Consider the following 15,909-nt stretch of genomic DNA (forward strand, 5'->3'; position numbering starts at 1 on the left):
CGGACCGCAAAGCAAGAAGCAAGTATGGATTGCTTCGTCGCTTCGCTCCTCGCAATGACGGCCCAACAGCGAGTTGATTAGATGGCAACCGCCAATATCGAAGTCTCCGAAACGCCGCTGGTGCTCTACGCGCTGCGCCGCGCCGACGATGCGCTGATCCTCGGCCATCGCCTCTCCGAATGGTGCGGCCATGCGCCCGCGATGGAAGAGGACATGGCGCTCGCCAATATGGGTCTCGACCTGCTCGGCCAGGCCCGCGAGCTCTACACTTATGCTGCCAAGGTCGAAGGCCGCGGCAATGACGAAGACAAGTTCGCCTATCTGCGCGACGTCAGGCAGTATCGCAATCTGCTGCTGGTCGAGCAGCCGAACGGCGACTTTGCCCGCACCATGGTGCGGCAGTTCTTCTACGCGGCGTTTGCCGATCTCTACTGGCGCGCGATGATGGCGTCGTCAGATCCGACCTTCGCCGCGATCGCGGCGAAGTCGGAGAAGGAGAGCGCCTATCATCTGCGGCATTCGTCGGAATGGATCGTCCGCCTCGGCGACGGCACCGACGAGAGCCATCGCCGCGCGCAGGACGCGATCGACGACCTCTGGGCCTATACCGGCGAGATGTTCGCGGTCGACGACGGCGAGCGCAGCCTGATCGATGCCGGCATCGCGATCGACCCGGCGGCGCTGCAGCCGCGCTGGCTGAAGACGGTTACAGGTATCGTCAACGAGGCGACGCTGACGCTGCCATCCGGCAACTGGATGCAGCAGGGCGGCCGCAGCGGCCGGCACAGCGAGCATCTCGGCCATCTCCTCAGCGAGCTGCAGTCGATGCAGCGGACCTTCCCGGGGGCAACATGGTGACGGTGGCACTCAGCGATGCCGATCTGCGCCGGCGCGCCTGGAGCGCAGCCGCGCAGGTGGTCGATCCCGAAATCCCGGTGCTGACCATCGCCGATCTCGGCGTACTGCGCGATGTCGCCGTCCACGACGGTCATGTCGAGGTTGCGATCACGCCGACCTATTCCGGCTGTCCGGCGATGAACATGATCGCGCTCGAGATCGAGCTGGCGCTGGAGCGCGAAGGCATTCACCGGCCGAAGGTGCGCACCGTGCTGTCGCCGGCCTGGACCACCGACTGGATGAGCGAGGACGGCCGCCGCAAGCTCAGGGAATACGGCATCGCGCCGCCGCTGCCGGGCTCCTCGCGCCGCGCGCTGTTCGGCGCGCAGCAGGTGGCGTGCCCGCAATGCGGATCGGGCGATACCGAACTGCTGTCCGAATTCGGCTCGACCTCCTGCAAGGCGCTGTGGCGTTGCAAGAGCTGCCGTGAACCCTTCGATTACTTCAAGTGTCATTGACCATGTCGACACCACGATTCCACCGTCTGTCCGTCAGCGATCTGCGCCGCGAGGCGTCGGACGCGATCTCGATGACCTTTGCGATCCCTGACGATCTGCAAGGCGATTACCGCTTCGCGCCGGGACAATATCTGACGCTGCGCACCACCATGGACGGCGAGGAAGTCCGCCGCTCCTACTCGATCTGCTCCGGCCCCGACGATGGCGAGCTGCGCATCGCCGTGAAGAAGGTCGATGGCGGCGCCTTCTCGGACGAGCTCGACGTGATGACGCCGACCGGCCGTTTCGGCGTCGCGCATGCAGAAGGCGAAGCGCGGACCTATGTCGGCTTCGCCGCCGGCAGCGGCATCACGCCGATCCTCTCGATCATCAAGGGCGTGCTGGCGCGCGAGCCGGACAGCCGCTTCTTCCTGTTCTACGGCAACCGCTCGACCGAAGGCGTCATGTTCCGCGAGGCGCTGGAGGAGTTGAAGGACCGCTTCATGCAGCGGCTGTCGGTGTTCCACGTCATCTCGGGCGAAGAGCAGGACATTCCGATCCTGCACGGCCGGCTCGACGGCGAGAAGGTGCGCGTGCTGCTGCGCTCGCTGGTGCCGGCTGCGACCGTCGATCACGTCTTCGTCTGCGGCCCGGCCGCGATGAGCGAGACCATCGAGGCCACCTGCCGCGAGATCGGCATCGCCGATGAGCGCATCCATGTCGAGCGCTTCGTGTCGGAATTCGGCGGCAAGCCGCGCCCGAAGGTCGTCATTCCCGCCGGCGCGCCGCCGAAGGCGATCGCCGGCCTGATCATCGACGGCAAGCGCCGCGAGGTCCCGGTGGCCGACGGCGAGTCGATCCTCGACGCCGCGTTGCGCGCCGGCATGGATCTTCCGTTCGCCTGCAAGGGCGGCATGTGCTCGACCTGCCGCGCCAAGCTGGTCGAAGGCGAGGCCCCGATGGATCTGAACTATTCGCTGGAGCCGTGGGAGCTGAAGGCGGGGTTCATCCTCACCTGCCAGGCCAAGCCGTACTCCGGCAAGGTCGTGGTCGACTATGACCACGTCTGATTCTTTCTGCGCGTTGACGCGTCACGCGTCGCGCCCAACACTGACGTGACACCAAGAGGCCCTTGCAACGGGCCCGCGCACAGGGAGTTCGATGTGAACGTGAAGGCCACGCTATCGCCCGAGGACTTGATGCAGGAAAATTTGGCCCGCGCCTGTGCGGATGCGATGTGGAAGGAAGACGACGCCAGCAAGGGCCTCGGCATGGAGCTCGTCGAGATCAAGCCGGGGCTGGCCGTGATGGCGATGACGGTGCAGCCGCACATGGTCAATGGCCAGCGCATCTGCCATGGCGGCTACATCTTCACGCTGGCGGATTCCGCCTTCGCCTTTGCCTGCAACAGCCGCAACGATCGCGCAGTGGCGGCGCAGGGCAACATCACCTTCATCCGGCCCGGCAAGCTCGGCGACCGTCTGGTTGCGAGCGCGCGCGAGATCTCGCGCAGCGGCCGTTCTGGAATTTACGACATGCGCGTCACTGCCGGCGACAGCGTGATCGCCGAATTCCGCGGACATTCGCGGGTGATCCAAGGCACCTGGCTGCCGGATACGGACATCAAGGCATCATGATTTCGGGAGACATGTGATGGTGACGGCAAAGCTCAAGGTCAGGAATGGCGGCTATCGCGCCGAGCTCGACGCCGCCGAACGCGCCTCGCGCGACGAGATCATGGCGCTGCAGACCAGGCGGCTCGCCTGGTCGCTCAAGCACGCCTATGACAATGTCGCGCATTACAAGAAGAGTTTTGATGCCGCCGGCGTCCATCCGTCCGATTTCAGGCAGCTTTCCGATCTCGGAAAATTTCCGTTCACGGTGAAGACGGATCTGCGCGACAATTATCCGTTCAACATGTTCGCAGTGCCGCGCGAGCAGCTGGTGCGGGTCCACGCGTCGTCTGGCACCACCGGCAAGCCGATCGTGGTCGGCTACACCAGGGCCGACATCGATACCTGGGCGGATGTGATGGCGCGCTCGATCCGCGCCGCCGGCGGCCGCGCCGGCATGCTGATGCACAACGCCTATGGCTACGGCCTGTTCACCGGCGGCCTCGGCGCGCACTACGGCGCCGAGCGGCTCGGCTGCACGGTGATCCCGATCTCCGGCGGCATGACCGAGCGGCAGGTGCAGCTGATCAACGATTTCAAGCCCGACATCATCACGGTGACGCCGAGCTACATGCTGGCGATCCTCGACGAGTTCAAGCGGCAGGGCCTCGACCCGCGCAAATCGTCGCTGAAGTTCGGCATCTTCGGCGCCGAACCCTGGACCAATGCGATGCGCGTCGAGATCGAGCACGCCTTCGATATGGATGCCACCGACATCTATGGTCTGTCGGAGGTGATGGGCCCCGGCGTCGCGCAGGAATGCGTGGAGACCAAGGACGGCCTGCACATTTGGGAGGATCACTTCTATCCCGAGGTGATCGACCCTCTGACCGGCAAGGTGCTTGCTGATGGCGAGAAGGGTGAGCTGGTGTTCACCTCGCTGACCAAGGAGGGCTTCCCGATCATCCGCTACCGCACCCGCGACCTGACCCGGCTGCTGCCCGGCACCGCGCGGCCCGGCATGCGGCGGATGGAGAAGGTGACCGGCCGTTCCGACGACATGATCATCCTGCGCGGCGTCAACGTGTTTCCGACCCAGATCGAGGAAGCCCTGCTGGCGACCGACTGGTGCGGCGGCCACTTTGTAATTGAATTGACCCGCGAGGGCCGCGTGGACGAGATGACGGTGCTCGCCGAAGCCCGGCCCGAGAGCTGGGACGGCGAGGGGCTGACTGCGCATGCCGAGAAGCTCTCCGGCTTCATCAAGAACACGATCGGCATCTCCACCCGCATCCGCATCGTCGCCCCCGAGACGCTGGAACGTTCGCTCGGCAAGGCGAAACGTGTTTACGACAAGCGGCCGAAGGCCTAGCCTTGCGCCCAAAGCAAGAGGGCGCAGGGTTCGATGGCAAATTCGACTGAAACGACCGCCGCTGAGATCGTGGCTGATATCCGCGACGGGAAGGTGACGGCGGTCAGCGTGGTCGAGGCGGCGCTCGATCGCGCCGAGCGGCTCAAGGACCTCAACGCATTCATCCTGCTGAACCGGGACGGCGCGCTTGCTGCGGCACGCGAGGTGGATTCCGGCGCACGGACCGGTGCGCTTGCCGGCCTGCCCATCGTCGTCAAGGACAACATCAACACATCAGATCTGCCGACATCGGGCGGCACGCCGGCGCTGCAACACGCGCGGCCTGCGCGCAATGCGCCGTCGCTGCAAAAGCTGCTCGACGCCGGTGCTATCGTTATCGGCAAGACCAATTTGCACGAGCTCGCCTTCGGCATCACCAGCACCAATCTCGCGCCGTTCGCGGGACCTGTGAGGAATCCGTACGACACCAGCCGGATTCCGGGCGGATCGTCGGGCGGAACGTCTGCTGCAATCGCCGCGCGTATCGCCACCTGCGGCCTCGGATCCGACACTGGCGGCTCGACCCGCGTGCCCGCGGCGCTGACCGGGACCGTCGGCTTGCGGCCGTCGGTCGGCAATGGCGGCGCCGAGCGGCGCTATCACGACGACAATCAGGTGGTTCCGATCAGCCATACCCGCGACACCGTCGGCCCGATGGGCCGCACGGTCGCCGATGTCGCGCTGCTCGATGCCGTGATCACAGGCACGCCGCTGGCCACGAGCATTCCGTTGCGCGGCGTGCGTCTCGGCATTCCCGCCTGTTTCTGGAGCGGCCTCGATCGCGACGTCGAGGCTGTCGCCCGCGCAGCCTGCGCCCGGTTCACGGCGGCTGGCGCGGTGCTGGTCGATGTCGATATGCCTGACCTGTTCGAGCAGAACGGCAAGGTGTCCTTCGTGGTCGCGCTGCATGAACCGATCGCCGATATCCCGGCCTGGCTCGCCGCCTCCGGGATCGAGGGAATCACGCTTGCCGATATCGCCGCGAAGGTCGCCAGCCCCGACGTCATCGGCGCGTTCGGGGCCATCACCACGGATGCCTTCGGCGCCGCCTATTATGATGCGATCAAGGTGCAGCGGCCGGCGCTGCAGGCGATCTATGCCGCCTATATCAGTGACAACAAACTGGATGCCATCCTGTTTCCGACCACGATCGCGCCTGCGTCGGTCATCGATGAAAAGAACGGGTCCGGCGACATGTCGGTCAATGGCGGCGAGCCGGCGCCGACTTTCGGCACCATGATCCGCAACACCGATCCCGGCAGCAATGCCGGCCTTCCCGGGCTGTCGCTCTATGCCGGCATGACGCCGGGCGGCTTGCCGGTCGGGCTCGAGATCGATGGTCCGGTTGGCAGCGATGCCAGACTGCTCGGGCTCGGGTTGTCGATCGAGGCGATCCTGGGCACGGCGCCGCCGCCCAAGCTGTGACACGCGGTCGTCGCAGTGCGGCAGAGCGTTTTCGAGCGAAGTGGACACCGGTTCGCGTGAAGAAAACGCGTCAAAACAACAAACCAGAGCTTCGGTTTTGATCCAATCAGAACCGATGCTCTAGTGCCCGCAACAAACAGCTAGTTCGGTGTCATCACCCGCGCATGCGGGTGATCCAGTATTCCAGAGACCGGGGTGCTTGAACCGAGAGGCCGCGGCGTACTGGATCGCCCGGTCCATGTGCGCAATTGCGCACAGGCCGGGCGATGACAGTGCAGGTGGGGACGCAGCTTCGCATTCCCGCAACAAGCCCCTTGAATTGAACGGTCAGTCGATTAGTCATGGCGTTGGAGCGTGGCCTCGCGTCACGCCAAAACGACCAAGACTGGAATCTCCATGCCGTCGGCTCTCCATCCCAATCCTGATCAGGTCGAAGCGCGCTGCGTGCGCCTGATGACCAAGGCGGAGAATGCGGCCGCGGTGGCGCCGGTGGTCGAGACGCACGCGCTGTCGCGTGGGGCCCACGATTTGCTGATCGAGGTGAAGGCTGCCGCGGTCAATCCGTCCGACGTGAAGGCCGCCACCGGCCTGATGCCCTATGCGGTATTCCCGCGCACCTCCGGCCGCGACTACGCCGGCGTCGTGATCGACGGTCCGTCGGGCTTGATCGGGCGCGAGGTGTTCGGCTCGTCCGGTGACCTCGGCATCCGCCGCGACGGCACCCACGCCACGCATCTGGTGGTCGAGCGCGATGCCGTGGTGGAGAAGCCCGCCGGCATCTCCTGGGACGAGGCCGCCGGGATCGGCGTGCCCTTTGTCACCGCGATGGAAGGCCTGCGCCGCGCCGGACTGCCGAAGGCGGGCGAGACCGTGCTGGTGATGGGCGTCAACGGCAAGGTCGGCCAGGCCGCGGTGCAGATCGCGAGCTGGCACGGCGCGCGCGTGCTCGGCGTGGTGCGCAAACGCGAGCCCTATGAGGGCCACAGCAATTCGCCGGTCGAGGTGATTGATGCCGCCACCACCGATGTCGCCGCGCGGGTGCGCGAGCTGACCGGCGGCAAGGGCGCCGACATCGTCTACAACACGGTCGGCGATCCCTATTTCCAGGCCGCGCACAAGTCGCTGGCGCTGCGCGGCCGGCAGATCCTGATCGCGGCGGTCGACCGCATCGTGCAGTTCAACATCCTCGAATTCTACCGCGGACAGCACACCTATGTCGGCATCGACACGCTCGCGCTGTCGTCGGTTGCGACCGGCGAGGTGCTGCGCGAGCTCGCGCCGGGTTTTGCCGGCGGACATCTGAAGCCGTTCCAGATCAAGCCGAGCGCGATCTATCCGCTGGAACAGGCCAAGGCGGCGTTTGTTGCCGTGGCGGGATCGTCGCGCGACCGCGTGATCCTGCGGCCGTGAGCCACCGTCTTTGCATGCTGCGGGTGCTTGAAAGGACGGATGCCCCTGGTCGATGTCCGTTGTGTGGAGGCAAACGGACGGCAATTCCGAGCCCGACCCGAAGCGGATATCAAATCGGCCTGAGGAGTAATTTTGCAGATCGCGATTAGGTTGCTACCATCATGCCACGCCACCCTTGCCAGTTTTGAACTCGGGCACCGCATGATTTTTCGAAATATCCAAATTTTTCTGCGGACCCTTATGCGATTCTTGCGAAATGAAGTTTCCGAGGCCCTGTCGCGAAGGTCATCGTACCTCTCCACTTTCAAACAAATCAATTTGACGCAAGGAGTATACTTCCTTGTGTCAGTCCCGGAGTCGGAGGTGAAATTGATGTCCGTGGGACTCGACTTCACGATGTCGGTCTCGCTATCAATCGATGAAACCGAGCGAATCTTCCGATCAATCGAGCGCGCGTATGATGATCGAGAATTGGTGGAGATTAAGCTCGGCGATTTATCGTGGAAGACGGACTGTCGTGTCCGATCGAATCCTGACAAAGTGACAATCTCCTTCAATCGAGGTTGGGAAGGAACGCGCGTAGATGCCAGGCGGCAAGACATAGCGACGGCAATAGCCAGCTCTAGCAATTTGTTCGGAACCAGATAGACACAGCCGGGAGGTCAGTTTGTGGCGCCGACCGGTTGGCTCGCAAGGACGAACCCTGAGGGACTTCCATGGACTCCGCCACGATCGTCATCCTCGCCGCCTTGATCATCGGCCTGATCTACGGCTCGGTCGGGCTCGTCAGCGGCTTCTGCATGATGAGCGGCCTGCGCGGCTGGTGGGCGGAGGGCGACGGCCGACTGGCGCGTACCTACGCGTTGGCGATGGGCGTTGCGATCGCGGCCTCGCAGCTGCTGGCGGCGGCAGGCCTCGTCGATCTCGGCAAGTCGATCTATCTGCAACCGTCATTCTCGGCCCCGGTGATGTTCCTCGGCGGGCTCTTGTTCGGTTACGGCATGGTGCTGTCGAACGGCTGCGGCTCGCGGGCACTGGTGCTGCTCGGGCGCGGCAACCTGCGTTCCCTGGTGGTCGTGATCGTGCTCGGCATTTTCGCCGAGATGACGCTCAAGGGCCTGATTGCGCCGGCACGGATCGCGATGGTGCAGGCCTCGCAGGCCACCGTCGCCGCCAATTCGGTGCCGGTGTTGCTGACAACCGTCGGCGTTGGCGCAGTGCCGGCGCGGATGATCGCGGCCTCGGTGCTCGCGGCCGTCCTGATCATCTTTGCCTTCGCCCATGCTCCGTTCCGAAAATCGCCCGGCCAGATCGCGGCCGGCCTGATCGTCGGTCTGCTGGTGGCGGCAGGCTGGTACGCGACCGGCTATCTCGGCGCCGATGATTTCAATCCGGTGCCGGTGACGTCGCTGACCTTCGTCGCGCCGATCGCCGACGCGCTGCAATATGTGATGCTGTCGACCGGCTCGACGCTCAATTTCGGCATCGTCACCGTGTTCGGCGTGTTTGCCGGCAGCCTGATTACGGCGCTTGCCACCGGACGCTTTGAGCTCGAAGGTTATCGGTCGCCGCAGCACATGCTGCGCTCCGCAGGCGGCGCCGCGCTGATGGGGGCGGGCGGCGTCATGGCGTTCGGCTGCTCGGTCGGGCAGGGGCTGACCGGATTGTCGACACTGTCGCTGTCATCCTTCATCGCGATCGCCGGCATCATGCTCGGCACCGGCGCCGGCCTGCGCGGCGCTTTGCGGATCAGGCCGCTCGCGACGGCCTAGGGCGCTTACTCATAACCGGCGACTTTCGGTCATAAAGCGGAAGTTGCCCGGTTCGGTAGTTATCGGCGGCTTATGACCGAGGCCGTGTGAAAATCGCGTAACCTGCGGCGCACTGGTGCATTTCACGGCCGCCGAGCTTCTAATTCGGTGGAAGCGAGCCCAGTGGCAACCAGGAACTTCATGTAGGCGCGGACTTGGTCGCGCGGAGGTCGGCCTCACGCCCGCATCGCGTCCAGCAATCCGCCTACGCCCAGGATCATCATCACGCGTTTCATGTTGTAGGCGAGCACGTTGAGCGCCATCTCGGCGGCCACCTTTGGCAGCTTTTTCGTCAGAAAGTGCGTTGCTCCCATCCAACACTTCAACGTCCCGAACGGATGCTCCACTGTCTGACGGCGGACACCAATTGCATTGGCGCTGTGGTCGAGCCGATCCTGAACTTTCTCCAGAACGGCCTCGTGCTCCCAGCGTGAGATGCGGCGCTCGGGGCCTGTCGTGCACTGAGCTTTTAGCGCGCAGGTTTTGCAGGTGCTTGTCCAATAGCGACGCAGTGTCTTTCCATCCTCTACGTTCGTATAGTGATAAGTTAGTTGCTCGCCGGCGGGACAGCGATAAACATCTTCGGCGGCGACATAGACGAAGTCCTGTTTGCCGAAGCGGCCAGCAGCTTTGGCGCCCGAAGTCATCGGCTTCGGCAACGTCACCGTGATGTCGGCTTCCTCGCAGGCCCTGATCTCCTCTCCATCGTAATAGCCGCGGTCTGCCACGACTTCGAGGGTTTCGACAGCCATCTCGTCGCGTGCCTGCCCGGCCATTTTGGCGAGTTGGTGGCGATCGGTGCCCACGTTGGTCACCTCGTGAGCCACGATGAGATGATGTTGCGTATCAACTGCAATCTGCACGTTATAGCCAACAATCCCGGTGTCCTTGCCACTGGTCGCCATCGAGCGCGCGTCAGGATCGGTCAGCGAGATCTGCTTGTCCTCTTTCTTCATCATCTCCGCATTGATCGCATTGAGCCGACCGGTCTCCTCCTTGAGCTTCTCGATCTTGCCCTTCAACCTCGCAACTTTCGCCTCTGGCACTGTATCGCCATGCCGATCGGCGGTCTCGAGCTGCGAGAGATAGCGGGCGATGCTCTCGTCGATCCGCTCGAGGCGCCGCTTCATCTTCGCCTCGGTGAAGTTCTTGTCTCGCGCATTGACAGCCTTGAACTTCGATCCATCGATGGCGACGCTCGCTCCAACAAGCAGATCAAGCTTGCGGCACAGCGTGACGAACTCGCGGCAGACCTCACGAATGGCCTTGCCATTGTCCTTGCGGAAATCCGCGATGGTCTTGAAGTCCGGCGCCAACTGCCCGGTCAGCCAGATCATCTCGATATTGCGCTGGCATTCCCGCTCCAGGCGTCGGCTCGACGGCACGCGATTGAGGTAGGCGTAGATGTAGAGCTTGAGCATCATGCCGGGATGGTAGCCGGGTCGCCCCATGTCGAGTGGCTGGACGCCAACGAAGCCGAGCTTATCCAGAGCCCCTCGACGAACACATCAACCGCACGCACCGGATTGTCCTCGGCCACGTAGTCGTCGAGCAGTGCGGGAAACAACGTGCTCTGCCCGCGATCAACCCCCTCCACGAATCCCGCCATCGCCCGTCCCCACCGATTCATTGGAGAATAATAGCAGAGACGGAGTTTTCACACGGCCTGGACCCAGAGCTGTCATTGTGCCGCCGGTAGAGAAGGATAGGCTTAGCGTCGAAACGAGGTCGGTTGTGGGCCGTATATCCGCTGCCGCATCACGAACTAGATCGGTGGGGCCATGGCAGTAAAAAAAGACACGAGAACGCCACAGGCAAAAAGTGTCGAGCTTCTGGTAGCGATGACCGGCAAGGCGAGTCCCGCGAAAGCGGCCGAAGGCGACAAGCCGGTATTTGCCTATATCGAGAGCCTTCCCGAACCGCAGAAGAGCATCGCCAAACATGTCGATGCCGTGGCCGCCAAGGCAATCCCCGACCTCAAACGCGCGGTGAAATGGGGAATGGCTTACTATGGCGTTCCCGATGGGTGGTGCTTCTCTTCCGGCGCCTTCGTCGGTCACCTGAAGCTGATGTTCATCCGAGGCAACGAACTACAACCGGAACCCCCAGTGACACCGTTCAGAATGGGTAAGGCCACCCGCGGCGTCGAGTTGACCGCCATGGACGAGTTCGACGACGACCAGGTGCTTTCGTGGATGGCTCAAGCCGCCAAGAAACCGTACGTCACGGCGGCGATGAAGAAGAAGAAATAGGCCTCCTGGCGGCTGCCGCTTCTGGCCCAAGGCCGACATGCAGCGACGTCGGTTTTGACGTCAGCTTCCGAGACCGAAGCGGACGTGACGAATCCATGAGTACAGGCCCTAATTGCGCACGCGACGGCGCATCCGCGAGCGAGCTCAGCGCAATCCCTCCGACGATCAGGGCCGCGGCGATCGCCAGCGAGAGATCGATCGGCTCGCCGAGCAGCAGCGCCGCGGTGACGATGCCGACGATCGGTGTCGCGGTGGTGCCGAGCGAGGTCGTCAGCGCCGGCAGGCTCTTGTTGACCATCGACATCGCCCAATAGGCCAGCGCCGTGCCGATGAAGCCGGAATAGAGGAACAGCAGCACGAGGTGCGGCGACCAGGTCACCTCGGGCACGCCCTCGGTGACCAGCGCCGTCATCGTCAGCACCAGCGTCGCGACCAGCACCTGCCACAGCAAGAGCTGCAGCGGCGTCGCGATCCAGCGGTGCGAGCGGATATAGATGATGTTGGCGGCCCAGCAGATCGCGGCGAGGATGATCATGCCGGCGCCGGCGATGATGTGCAGATTGCTCCAGTCCAGCGAGGCCGGGTTGAGGATCACGCAGAGTCCCGCGAGCCCCGACGCGACCCCGACCAGCTTCAGCGTCCCGAGTCGTTCGGTTCGTGCGGCACCGGCGGCAAGAGCGACCCAGAGCGGCGTGGTGTAGCCGAGCACCACGCCCTTGCTCGCCGGCAGATAGCGCAGGCCGGCGGCGGTCAGTGTCGAGAAGAACGTCATGTGCAGCAGCGCGACGCTGAGCACGACAGGGACATCGGCGATTCGCGGAATGATCAGATTGCCGCTGGCGCGCAGGATCACCAGCAGGGCGATCAGCGCGACCCAGCTGCGGATCGATGCGGTCCACAGCAGCGGCACCGCCTGGACCAGCGATTTCGTCACCGACCAATTGATGCCCCACGCCAGCACCACGATGACGAACAAACCGGCGGCTTTGGCCGGCGACAGCGATTGATCCACGGCAGCGTCCTTGCAGGCGATACCGCTTGTGAATAGGATCATGCTGGCTCTCTCGAAAGGGCCAGATTAGATAGATTTGAGGAGCCAGACTGATCCTCGCCGAATTGCTCGCGCTGAAGCGGTCGGATGATGCCGGGCTAGCCGCGCAGCTGACGGGGCAGCTGCGCGCGCTGATGGCAAGCGGCCGGATCAGGAGCGGCGCCATGCTGCCGTCGAGCCGTAGCCTTTCGGCCGAGCTCGACGTGTCGCGCAACACGGTGACGCATGCTTATGAGCAGCTCGCGGCCGAGGGCTATCTGCGCGTCGCCGCGCGGCGGCGGCCGGTGGTCACCGACGATATCGAGGCGCGCTTTGCCAAGGCTATGCCGGCGCCACGGCGGGACGCCGCCCGCAAGCCGCTGCTGTCGCCCTGGGCCTTGCAGCTCTCCGAGGCCGATTGGCCGCTGTCCTACCAGGCCGAATTCCAGCCGCTCCGTCCCGGGTTTGCGGACGCGCGCGAGTTTCCGCACGAGATCTGGGCGCGCTGCCTGCGCCGCAGCGCGCTGCGCCGCCGCTTCAACGACCAGACCGTGGTCAACCGGCCAGCGCTGCGCGAAGCCTTGCGCGACTACCTCGAAATCAACCGCGGCGTGCACGCCGAGGTCGACCAGATCCTGATCCTGCCGACGGCGCAGGCGGCGCTGACGCTGGTCGCGGCGACCACAATCGTGTCTGGCGATGCGGTGTGGACCGAGGATCCCGGATATCCCGGCGCCGCGGCGGCGTTTCGCGCGGCCGGCGCCGACGTCGTCGGCGTCAGGCTAGATCAATGGGGCATGATGCGCGCGTGCGCCAAAGCTGATCTTCGCGACGCCGTCGCATCAGCACCCGACCGGACGGGTGATGCCGGTTGCGCGGCGCACTGAGCTGCTGGCCGCGGCCGAGCCCGGCAAGACCTGGATTGTCGAGGACGATTACGACGGCGAATTTCACTATGACAGCCGCCCGATGCCGGCCCTGCAAGGGCTCGATCGCGAGGGGCGCGTGCTTTATGTCGGCACGTTCGCGAAGGCGATGACCGCCGATATCCGCATCGGCTATCTGGTGGTGCCGCCACAGCTGGCGCGGACCATGGAGATCGCGCAGCGGCATCTCGGGCTGAACGCCTCCGTGCATGTCCAGGAGGCGCTGGCTGGTTTCATGGCCGACGGGCATTTCCTGGCGCATGTCAGGCGGATGCGGCGGATCTATCGCGCGCGGCGGGATCACCTCGCCGCGGCGCTGGCGCGGCAGCTCGGCGAGGTGCTCGCGGCCGAGGTCCCGCCGGGCGGCATGCAGCTGATCGCCCGTTTCAAGGATGGCGCCAACGACCGCAACGCCGTGACGCGGCTGGTCGCCGCCGGTGTCGAAGTGCGCGCGCTGTCGAGCCTCGCGCTGGAGCGGCCGCGCGACTATGGCCTGTTGCTCGGCTTTGCCGCCTGGCGCGAGAACGAGATCGGCGCCGCGGTCCGGATCATGGCGAACTGCCTGGGCGGCAAGCGCGCGCCGCGCGGGTAGACGGCGAGAGGCACTTGCACGATTTCGGAATACTAGAAGAATATCGCTGAGTTGCCCGACGTGTCAAGTAGCCTTGTCGAACGCCGGCGGTCGCCGGCTACTTTGCATGGGGTTGTTTTCGATATTTCAAGCGGAGAGGGGATACAGCTGACATGCTGCTACGGCTCGGCCCATCTCGCTGCGTCGCAGGCTCACTCCGCGGCCCTGGTGACGATGCGTACCTCCGACGTCAGCGTCTTGTGCACCGGACATTTGTCGGCGATCTCCATCAGCCGCTTGCGCTGATCGGCGTCGAGTTCGCCCTCGATCCTGATGACACGGTCGATCTGGTCGAGCATGCCGTCGCGCGTCTCGCACTCCTCGCAATCCTTCGCGTAGATCTTGCTGTGCGTGAGCGTCACCGTGACGCGATCGAGCGGCAGCGACTTGCGGTCGGCATACATCCGCATCGTCATCGAGGTGCAGGCACCTAACCCGGCCAGCACGAAATCGTAGGGGCCGGGCCCGGAATCCTGGCCGCCGACCGCGACCGGCTCGTCGGCCACAAGCCGGTGCGGCCCCGTGGTGACGGTCTGCTGGAATTTGCTGGCGCGGGTCTCCTGCACCACGACGTTGCGCGGCGCGCTGCCGCTGTCGGCCGCCGGCTGCGGCGCGAGGTCGATGTAGCGCTCGGCCCAGGCGCCGATCACGTCGGCGACATAGGCGGCATCCTGCTTGCCGCTCAGGAGATGGTCGGCACCCGCAAGCGAGACGAAGCTCTTGGGATGCTTGGCGGCGATGAAGATATTGGTGGCGTTGTCGATGCCGACGGTGTCGTCGGTCGGCGAGTGCATGACCAGCAGCGCCTTGTGCAGCGTTTTGACCTGCGCCATCAAATTCTGCTCGGCGACGTCGTCGAGGAATTCGCGCTTGATGCGGAAGGGACGGCCGGCGAGCGACACTTCGCCTTCGCCCTGGGTGCGGATGTCCTCGATGCGGTCCTTGAAGAAATGCGTGACATGGGCGGGATCGGAGGGCGCGGCGATGGTGGCGACCGCCTTCGCCTCGGGGATCTGGCCGGCGGCCGCGAGGATCGCGGCGCCGCCCAGGCTGTGGCCGATCAGGATTGCCGGCGCCTTGCGCGTCTCGCGCAGATGGTCGGCGGCGCGGACGAGGTCGGCGACGTTCGACGAGAAGGTCGAGTTGGCGAAATCGCCCTCGCTGGAGCCGAGGCCGGTGAAATCGAACCGCAGCGTGGCGATGGCCTTGGCGGCGAGCGCGACCGCGATGCGCTTTGCCGCCAGCACGTCTTTGCCGCAGGTGAAGCAATGCGCGAACAGCGCATAGGCCTTGATCGGCCCGTCCGGCGTATCAAGTGCTGCGGCCAGCTGATGGCCGTCCACACCGGTGAATTGAAAGCGTTCGTGCGGCACGGGCAGGCTCCATTTTTCTTGGTGGTTGTCAGTCGCCAGAATAGCGCTGTTCGGCCCAGGGATCACCGCGATTGTGATAGCCGCGCACTTCCCAGAAGCCCGGCGCATCTTCGGTCAGGAATTCGATGCGCTGCAGCCATTTGGCGCTCTTCCAGAAATAGAGATGTGGCACCACGAGTCGCACCGGCCCGCCATGCTCCTGCTCGAGCGGCTTGCCCGACCAGCTATGGGCGAGCAGCGCGTCCTCGGCGGCAAAGTCCTCGAGCGGCAGGTTTGTCGTATAACCGTCATAGGAATGCAGCGCGACGAAGCGCGCGTCCTCGCGCGGCTGGCAGGCGGCGAGCAGGTCGCGCGTGGCGAGCCCCTCCCACTGATTGTCGTAGCGCGACCAGGTCGTGACGCAGTGGATGTCGGAGACGAATTGCGTCTGCGGCTGCGCCATGAATTGCGGCCAGCTCCAGTAGATCGTCTGCTCCACCGCGCCATAGACGTCGAGCCGCCAGCGCTCCTGCGAGACCTTGGGCATCAGCCCGAGATCGAGCACCGGCCAGTCCGCCGTCAGATGCTGGCCCGGCGGCAGGCGCTGCTCGTCCGGCCGGGTGATCTTGCCGGTGAGGAACTTGCCTTCGCGCGCCCAGCGCTGCTTGCTGCGCGTCAGCTTGCTCTCGGGCGGTTCCTGGTCGTCGGTCATTG

14 protein-coding genes and 1 pseudogene are annotated in these 15,909 nt (G+C 64.7%); 11 read left to right on the plus strand and 4 right to left on the minus strand.

Annotated elements, in window-relative coordinates; translation table 11 throughout:
- The first annotated feature begins 81 nt into the window (after positions 1 to 81).
- From paaC to HAP48_RS30415, 8 genes are all read left to right on the plus strand, one after another.
- Complete coding sequence (paaC, locus tag HAP48_RS30380) at positions 82 to 858, plus strand: 1,2-phenylacetyl-CoA epoxidase subunit PaaC (RefSeq protein ID WP_166203568.1); 777 nt, start codon at positions 82 to 84, stop codon at positions 856 to 858.
- The gene (paaD, locus tag HAP48_RS30385; protein ID WP_166203570.1) at positions 852 to 1,355 is read left to right on the plus strand and encodes a 1,2-phenylacetyl-CoA epoxidase subunit PaaD; all 504 of its coding nucleotides are present in this window, start codon (positions 852 to 854) and stop codon (positions 1,353 to 1,355) included. The genes paaC and paaD overlap by 7 nt, the downstream gene beginning before the upstream one ends.
- Before the next feature lie 2 nt (positions 1,356 to 1,357).
- Positions 1,358 to 2,404 carry a 1,2-phenylacetyl-CoA epoxidase subunit PaaE gene (paaE, locus tag HAP48_RS30390; RefSeq protein WP_234622334.1) on the plus strand — a complete coding sequence of 349 codons (1,047 nt, stop codon included), beginning with the start codon at positions 1,358 to 1,360 and terminating at the stop codon, positions 2,402 to 2,404.
- Between the two features lie 93 nt (positions 2,405 to 2,497).
- Positions 2,498 to 2,971 carry a hydroxyphenylacetyl-CoA thioesterase PaaI gene (gene paaI / locus HAP48_RS30395; protein ID WP_166203574.1) on the plus strand — a complete coding sequence of 158 codons (474 nt, stop codon included), beginning with the start codon at positions 2,498 to 2,500 and terminating at the stop codon, positions 2,969 to 2,971.
- A 16-nt stretch (positions 2,972 to 2,987) separates the two neighbouring features.
- Entirely contained in the window at positions 2,988 to 4,319 is a 1,332-nt protein-coding gene (paaK, locus tag HAP48_RS30400) for a phenylacetate--CoA ligase PaaK (protein ID WP_166203576.1), read from the plus strand.
- Positions 4,320 to 4,352: 33 nt separating this feature from the next.
- The gene (gene iaaH / locus HAP48_RS30405) at positions 4,353 to 5,783 is read left to right on the plus strand and encodes an indoleacetamide hydrolase (protein ID WP_166203578.1); all 1,431 of its coding nucleotides are present in this window, start codon (positions 4,353 to 4,355) and stop codon (positions 5,781 to 5,783) included.
- Between the two features lie 396 nt (positions 5,784 to 6,179).
- Positions 6,180 to 7,193, plus strand: a complete 1,014-nt coding sequence (locus HAP48_RS30410; protein WP_166203580.1) for a quinone oxidoreductase family protein — start codon at positions 6,180 to 6,182, stop codon at positions 7,191 to 7,193.
- A gap of 716 nt (positions 7,194 to 7,909) precedes the next feature.
- A complete protein-coding gene (locus HAP48_RS30415) occupies positions 7,910 to 8,965 on the plus strand; it encodes a YeeE/YedE family protein (RefSeq protein ID WP_166203582.1) in 1,056 nt (351 codons plus the stop codon).
- Positions 8,966 to 9,180: 215 nt separating this feature from the next.
- Here the strand turns inward: HAP48_RS30415 and HAP48_RS30420 are convergent.
- A pseudogene (locus HAP48_RS30420) lies at positions 9,181 to 10,613 on the minus strand (IS1182 family transposase).
- Positions 10,614 to 10,785: 172 nt separating this feature from the next.
- Here HAP48_RS30420 and HAP48_RS30425 point away from each other — a divergent pair.
- Complete coding sequence (locus HAP48_RS30425) at positions 10,786 to 11,256, plus strand: DUF1801 domain-containing protein (RefSeq protein ID WP_166203584.1); 471 nt, start codon at positions 10,786 to 10,788, stop codon at positions 11,254 to 11,256.
- Here the strand turns inward: HAP48_RS30425 and HAP48_RS30430 are convergent.
- A complete protein-coding gene (locus HAP48_RS30430) occupies positions 11,228 to 12,310 on the minus strand; it encodes a DMT family transporter (RefSeq protein WP_224496682.1) in 1,083 nt (360 codons plus the stop codon). The two genes, HAP48_RS30425 and HAP48_RS30430, sit on opposite strands and share 29 nt — an antisense overlap.
- A 131-nt stretch (positions 12,311 to 12,441) precedes the next feature.
- Here HAP48_RS30430 and HAP48_RS51085 point away from each other — a divergent pair, with 131 nt between their 5' ends.
- Both HAP48_RS51085 and HAP48_RS51090 read left to right on the plus strand, forming a co-directional pair.
- On the plus strand, positions 12,442 to 13,173 hold the full coding sequence (locus HAP48_RS51085) for an aminotransferase class I/II-fold pyridoxal phosphate-dependent enzyme (protein ID WP_477021277.1): 732 nt from the start codon (positions 12,442 to 12,444) through the stop codon (positions 13,171 to 13,173).
- Positions 13,151 to 13,804 carry an aminotransferase class I/II-fold pyridoxal phosphate-dependent enzyme gene (locus tag HAP48_RS51090; RefSeq protein ID WP_477021272.1) on the plus strand — a complete coding sequence of 218 codons (654 nt, stop codon included), beginning with the start codon at positions 13,151 to 13,153 and terminating at the stop codon, positions 13,802 to 13,804. Before HAP48_RS51085 ends, HAP48_RS51090 begins: the two co-directional genes overlap by 23 nt.
- Positions 13,805 to 13,995: 191 nt before the next feature.
- On the opposite strand, the gene HAP48_RS30440 is transcribed toward HAP48_RS51090, so the two are convergent.
- Positions 13,996 to 15,216 carry a bifunctional alpha/beta hydrolase/OsmC family protein gene (locus HAP48_RS30440; RefSeq protein WP_166203586.1) on the minus strand — a complete coding sequence of 407 codons (1,221 nt, stop codon included), beginning with the start codon at positions 15,214 to 15,216 and terminating at the stop codon, positions 13,996 to 13,998.
- A 28-nt stretch (positions 15,217 to 15,244) separates the two neighbouring features.
- Complete coding sequence (locus HAP48_RS30445) at positions 15,245 to 15,907, minus strand: sulfite oxidase-like oxidoreductase (RefSeq protein ID WP_166203588.1); 663 nt, start codon at positions 15,905 to 15,907, stop codon at positions 15,245 to 15,247.
- Positions 15,908 to 15,909: the final 2 nt, after the last annotated feature.

It is taken from the genome of Bradyrhizobium septentrionale (genome assembly GCF_011516645.4).
In the GTDB taxonomy this organism is placed as follows: Bacteria; Pseudomonadota; Alphaproteobacteria; order Rhizobiales; family Xanthobacteraceae; genus Bradyrhizobium; species Bradyrhizobium septentrionale.

Coding starts and splice junctions, on each gene's coding strand:
- paaC (WP_166203568.1), top strand. CDS start 82: ATGGCAACCGCCAATATCGAAGTCTCCGAAACGCCGCTGGTGCTCTAC.
- HAP48_RS30430 (WP_224496682.1), bottom strand. CDS start 12,310: ATGATCCTATTCACAAGCGGTATCGCCTGCAAGGACGCTGCCGTGGAT.
- paaK (WP_166203576.1), top strand. CDS start 2,988: ATGGTGACGGCAAAGCTCAAGGTCAGGAATGGCGGCTATCGCGCCGAG.
- HAP48_RS30415 (WP_166203582.1), top strand. CDS start 7,910: ATGGACTCCGCCACGATCGTCATCCTCGCCGCCTTGATCATCGGCCTG.
- HAP48_RS30445 (WP_166203588.1), bottom strand. CDS start 15,907: ATGACCGACGACCAGGAACCGCCCGAGAGCAAGCTGACGCGCAGCAAG.
- paaD (WP_166203570.1), top strand. CDS start 852: ATGGTGACGGTGGCACTCAGCGATGCCGATCTGCGCCGGCGCGCCTGG.
- HAP48_RS51085 (WP_477021277.1), top strand. CDS start 12,442: ATGGCAAGCGGCCGGATCAGGAGCGGCGCCATGCTGCCGTCGAGCCGT.
- iaaH (WP_166203578.1), top strand. CDS start 4,353: ATGGCAAATTCGACTGAAACGACCGCCGCTGAGATCGTGGCTGATATC.
- HAP48_RS51090 (WP_477021272.1), top strand. CDS start 13,151: ATGCCGGTTGCGCGGCGCACTGAGCTGCTGGCCGCGGCCGAGCCCGGC.
- HAP48_RS30410 (WP_166203580.1), top strand. CDS start 6,180: ATGCCGTCGGCTCTCCATCCCAATCCTGATCAGGTCGAAGCGCGCTGC.
- HAP48_RS30425 (WP_166203584.1), top strand. CDS start 10,786: ATGGCAGTAAAAAAAGACACGAGAACGCCACAGGCAAAAAGTGTCGAG.
- paaE (WP_234622334.1), top strand. CDS start 1,358: ATGTCGACACCACGATTCCACCGTCTGTCCGTCAGCGATCTGCGCCGC.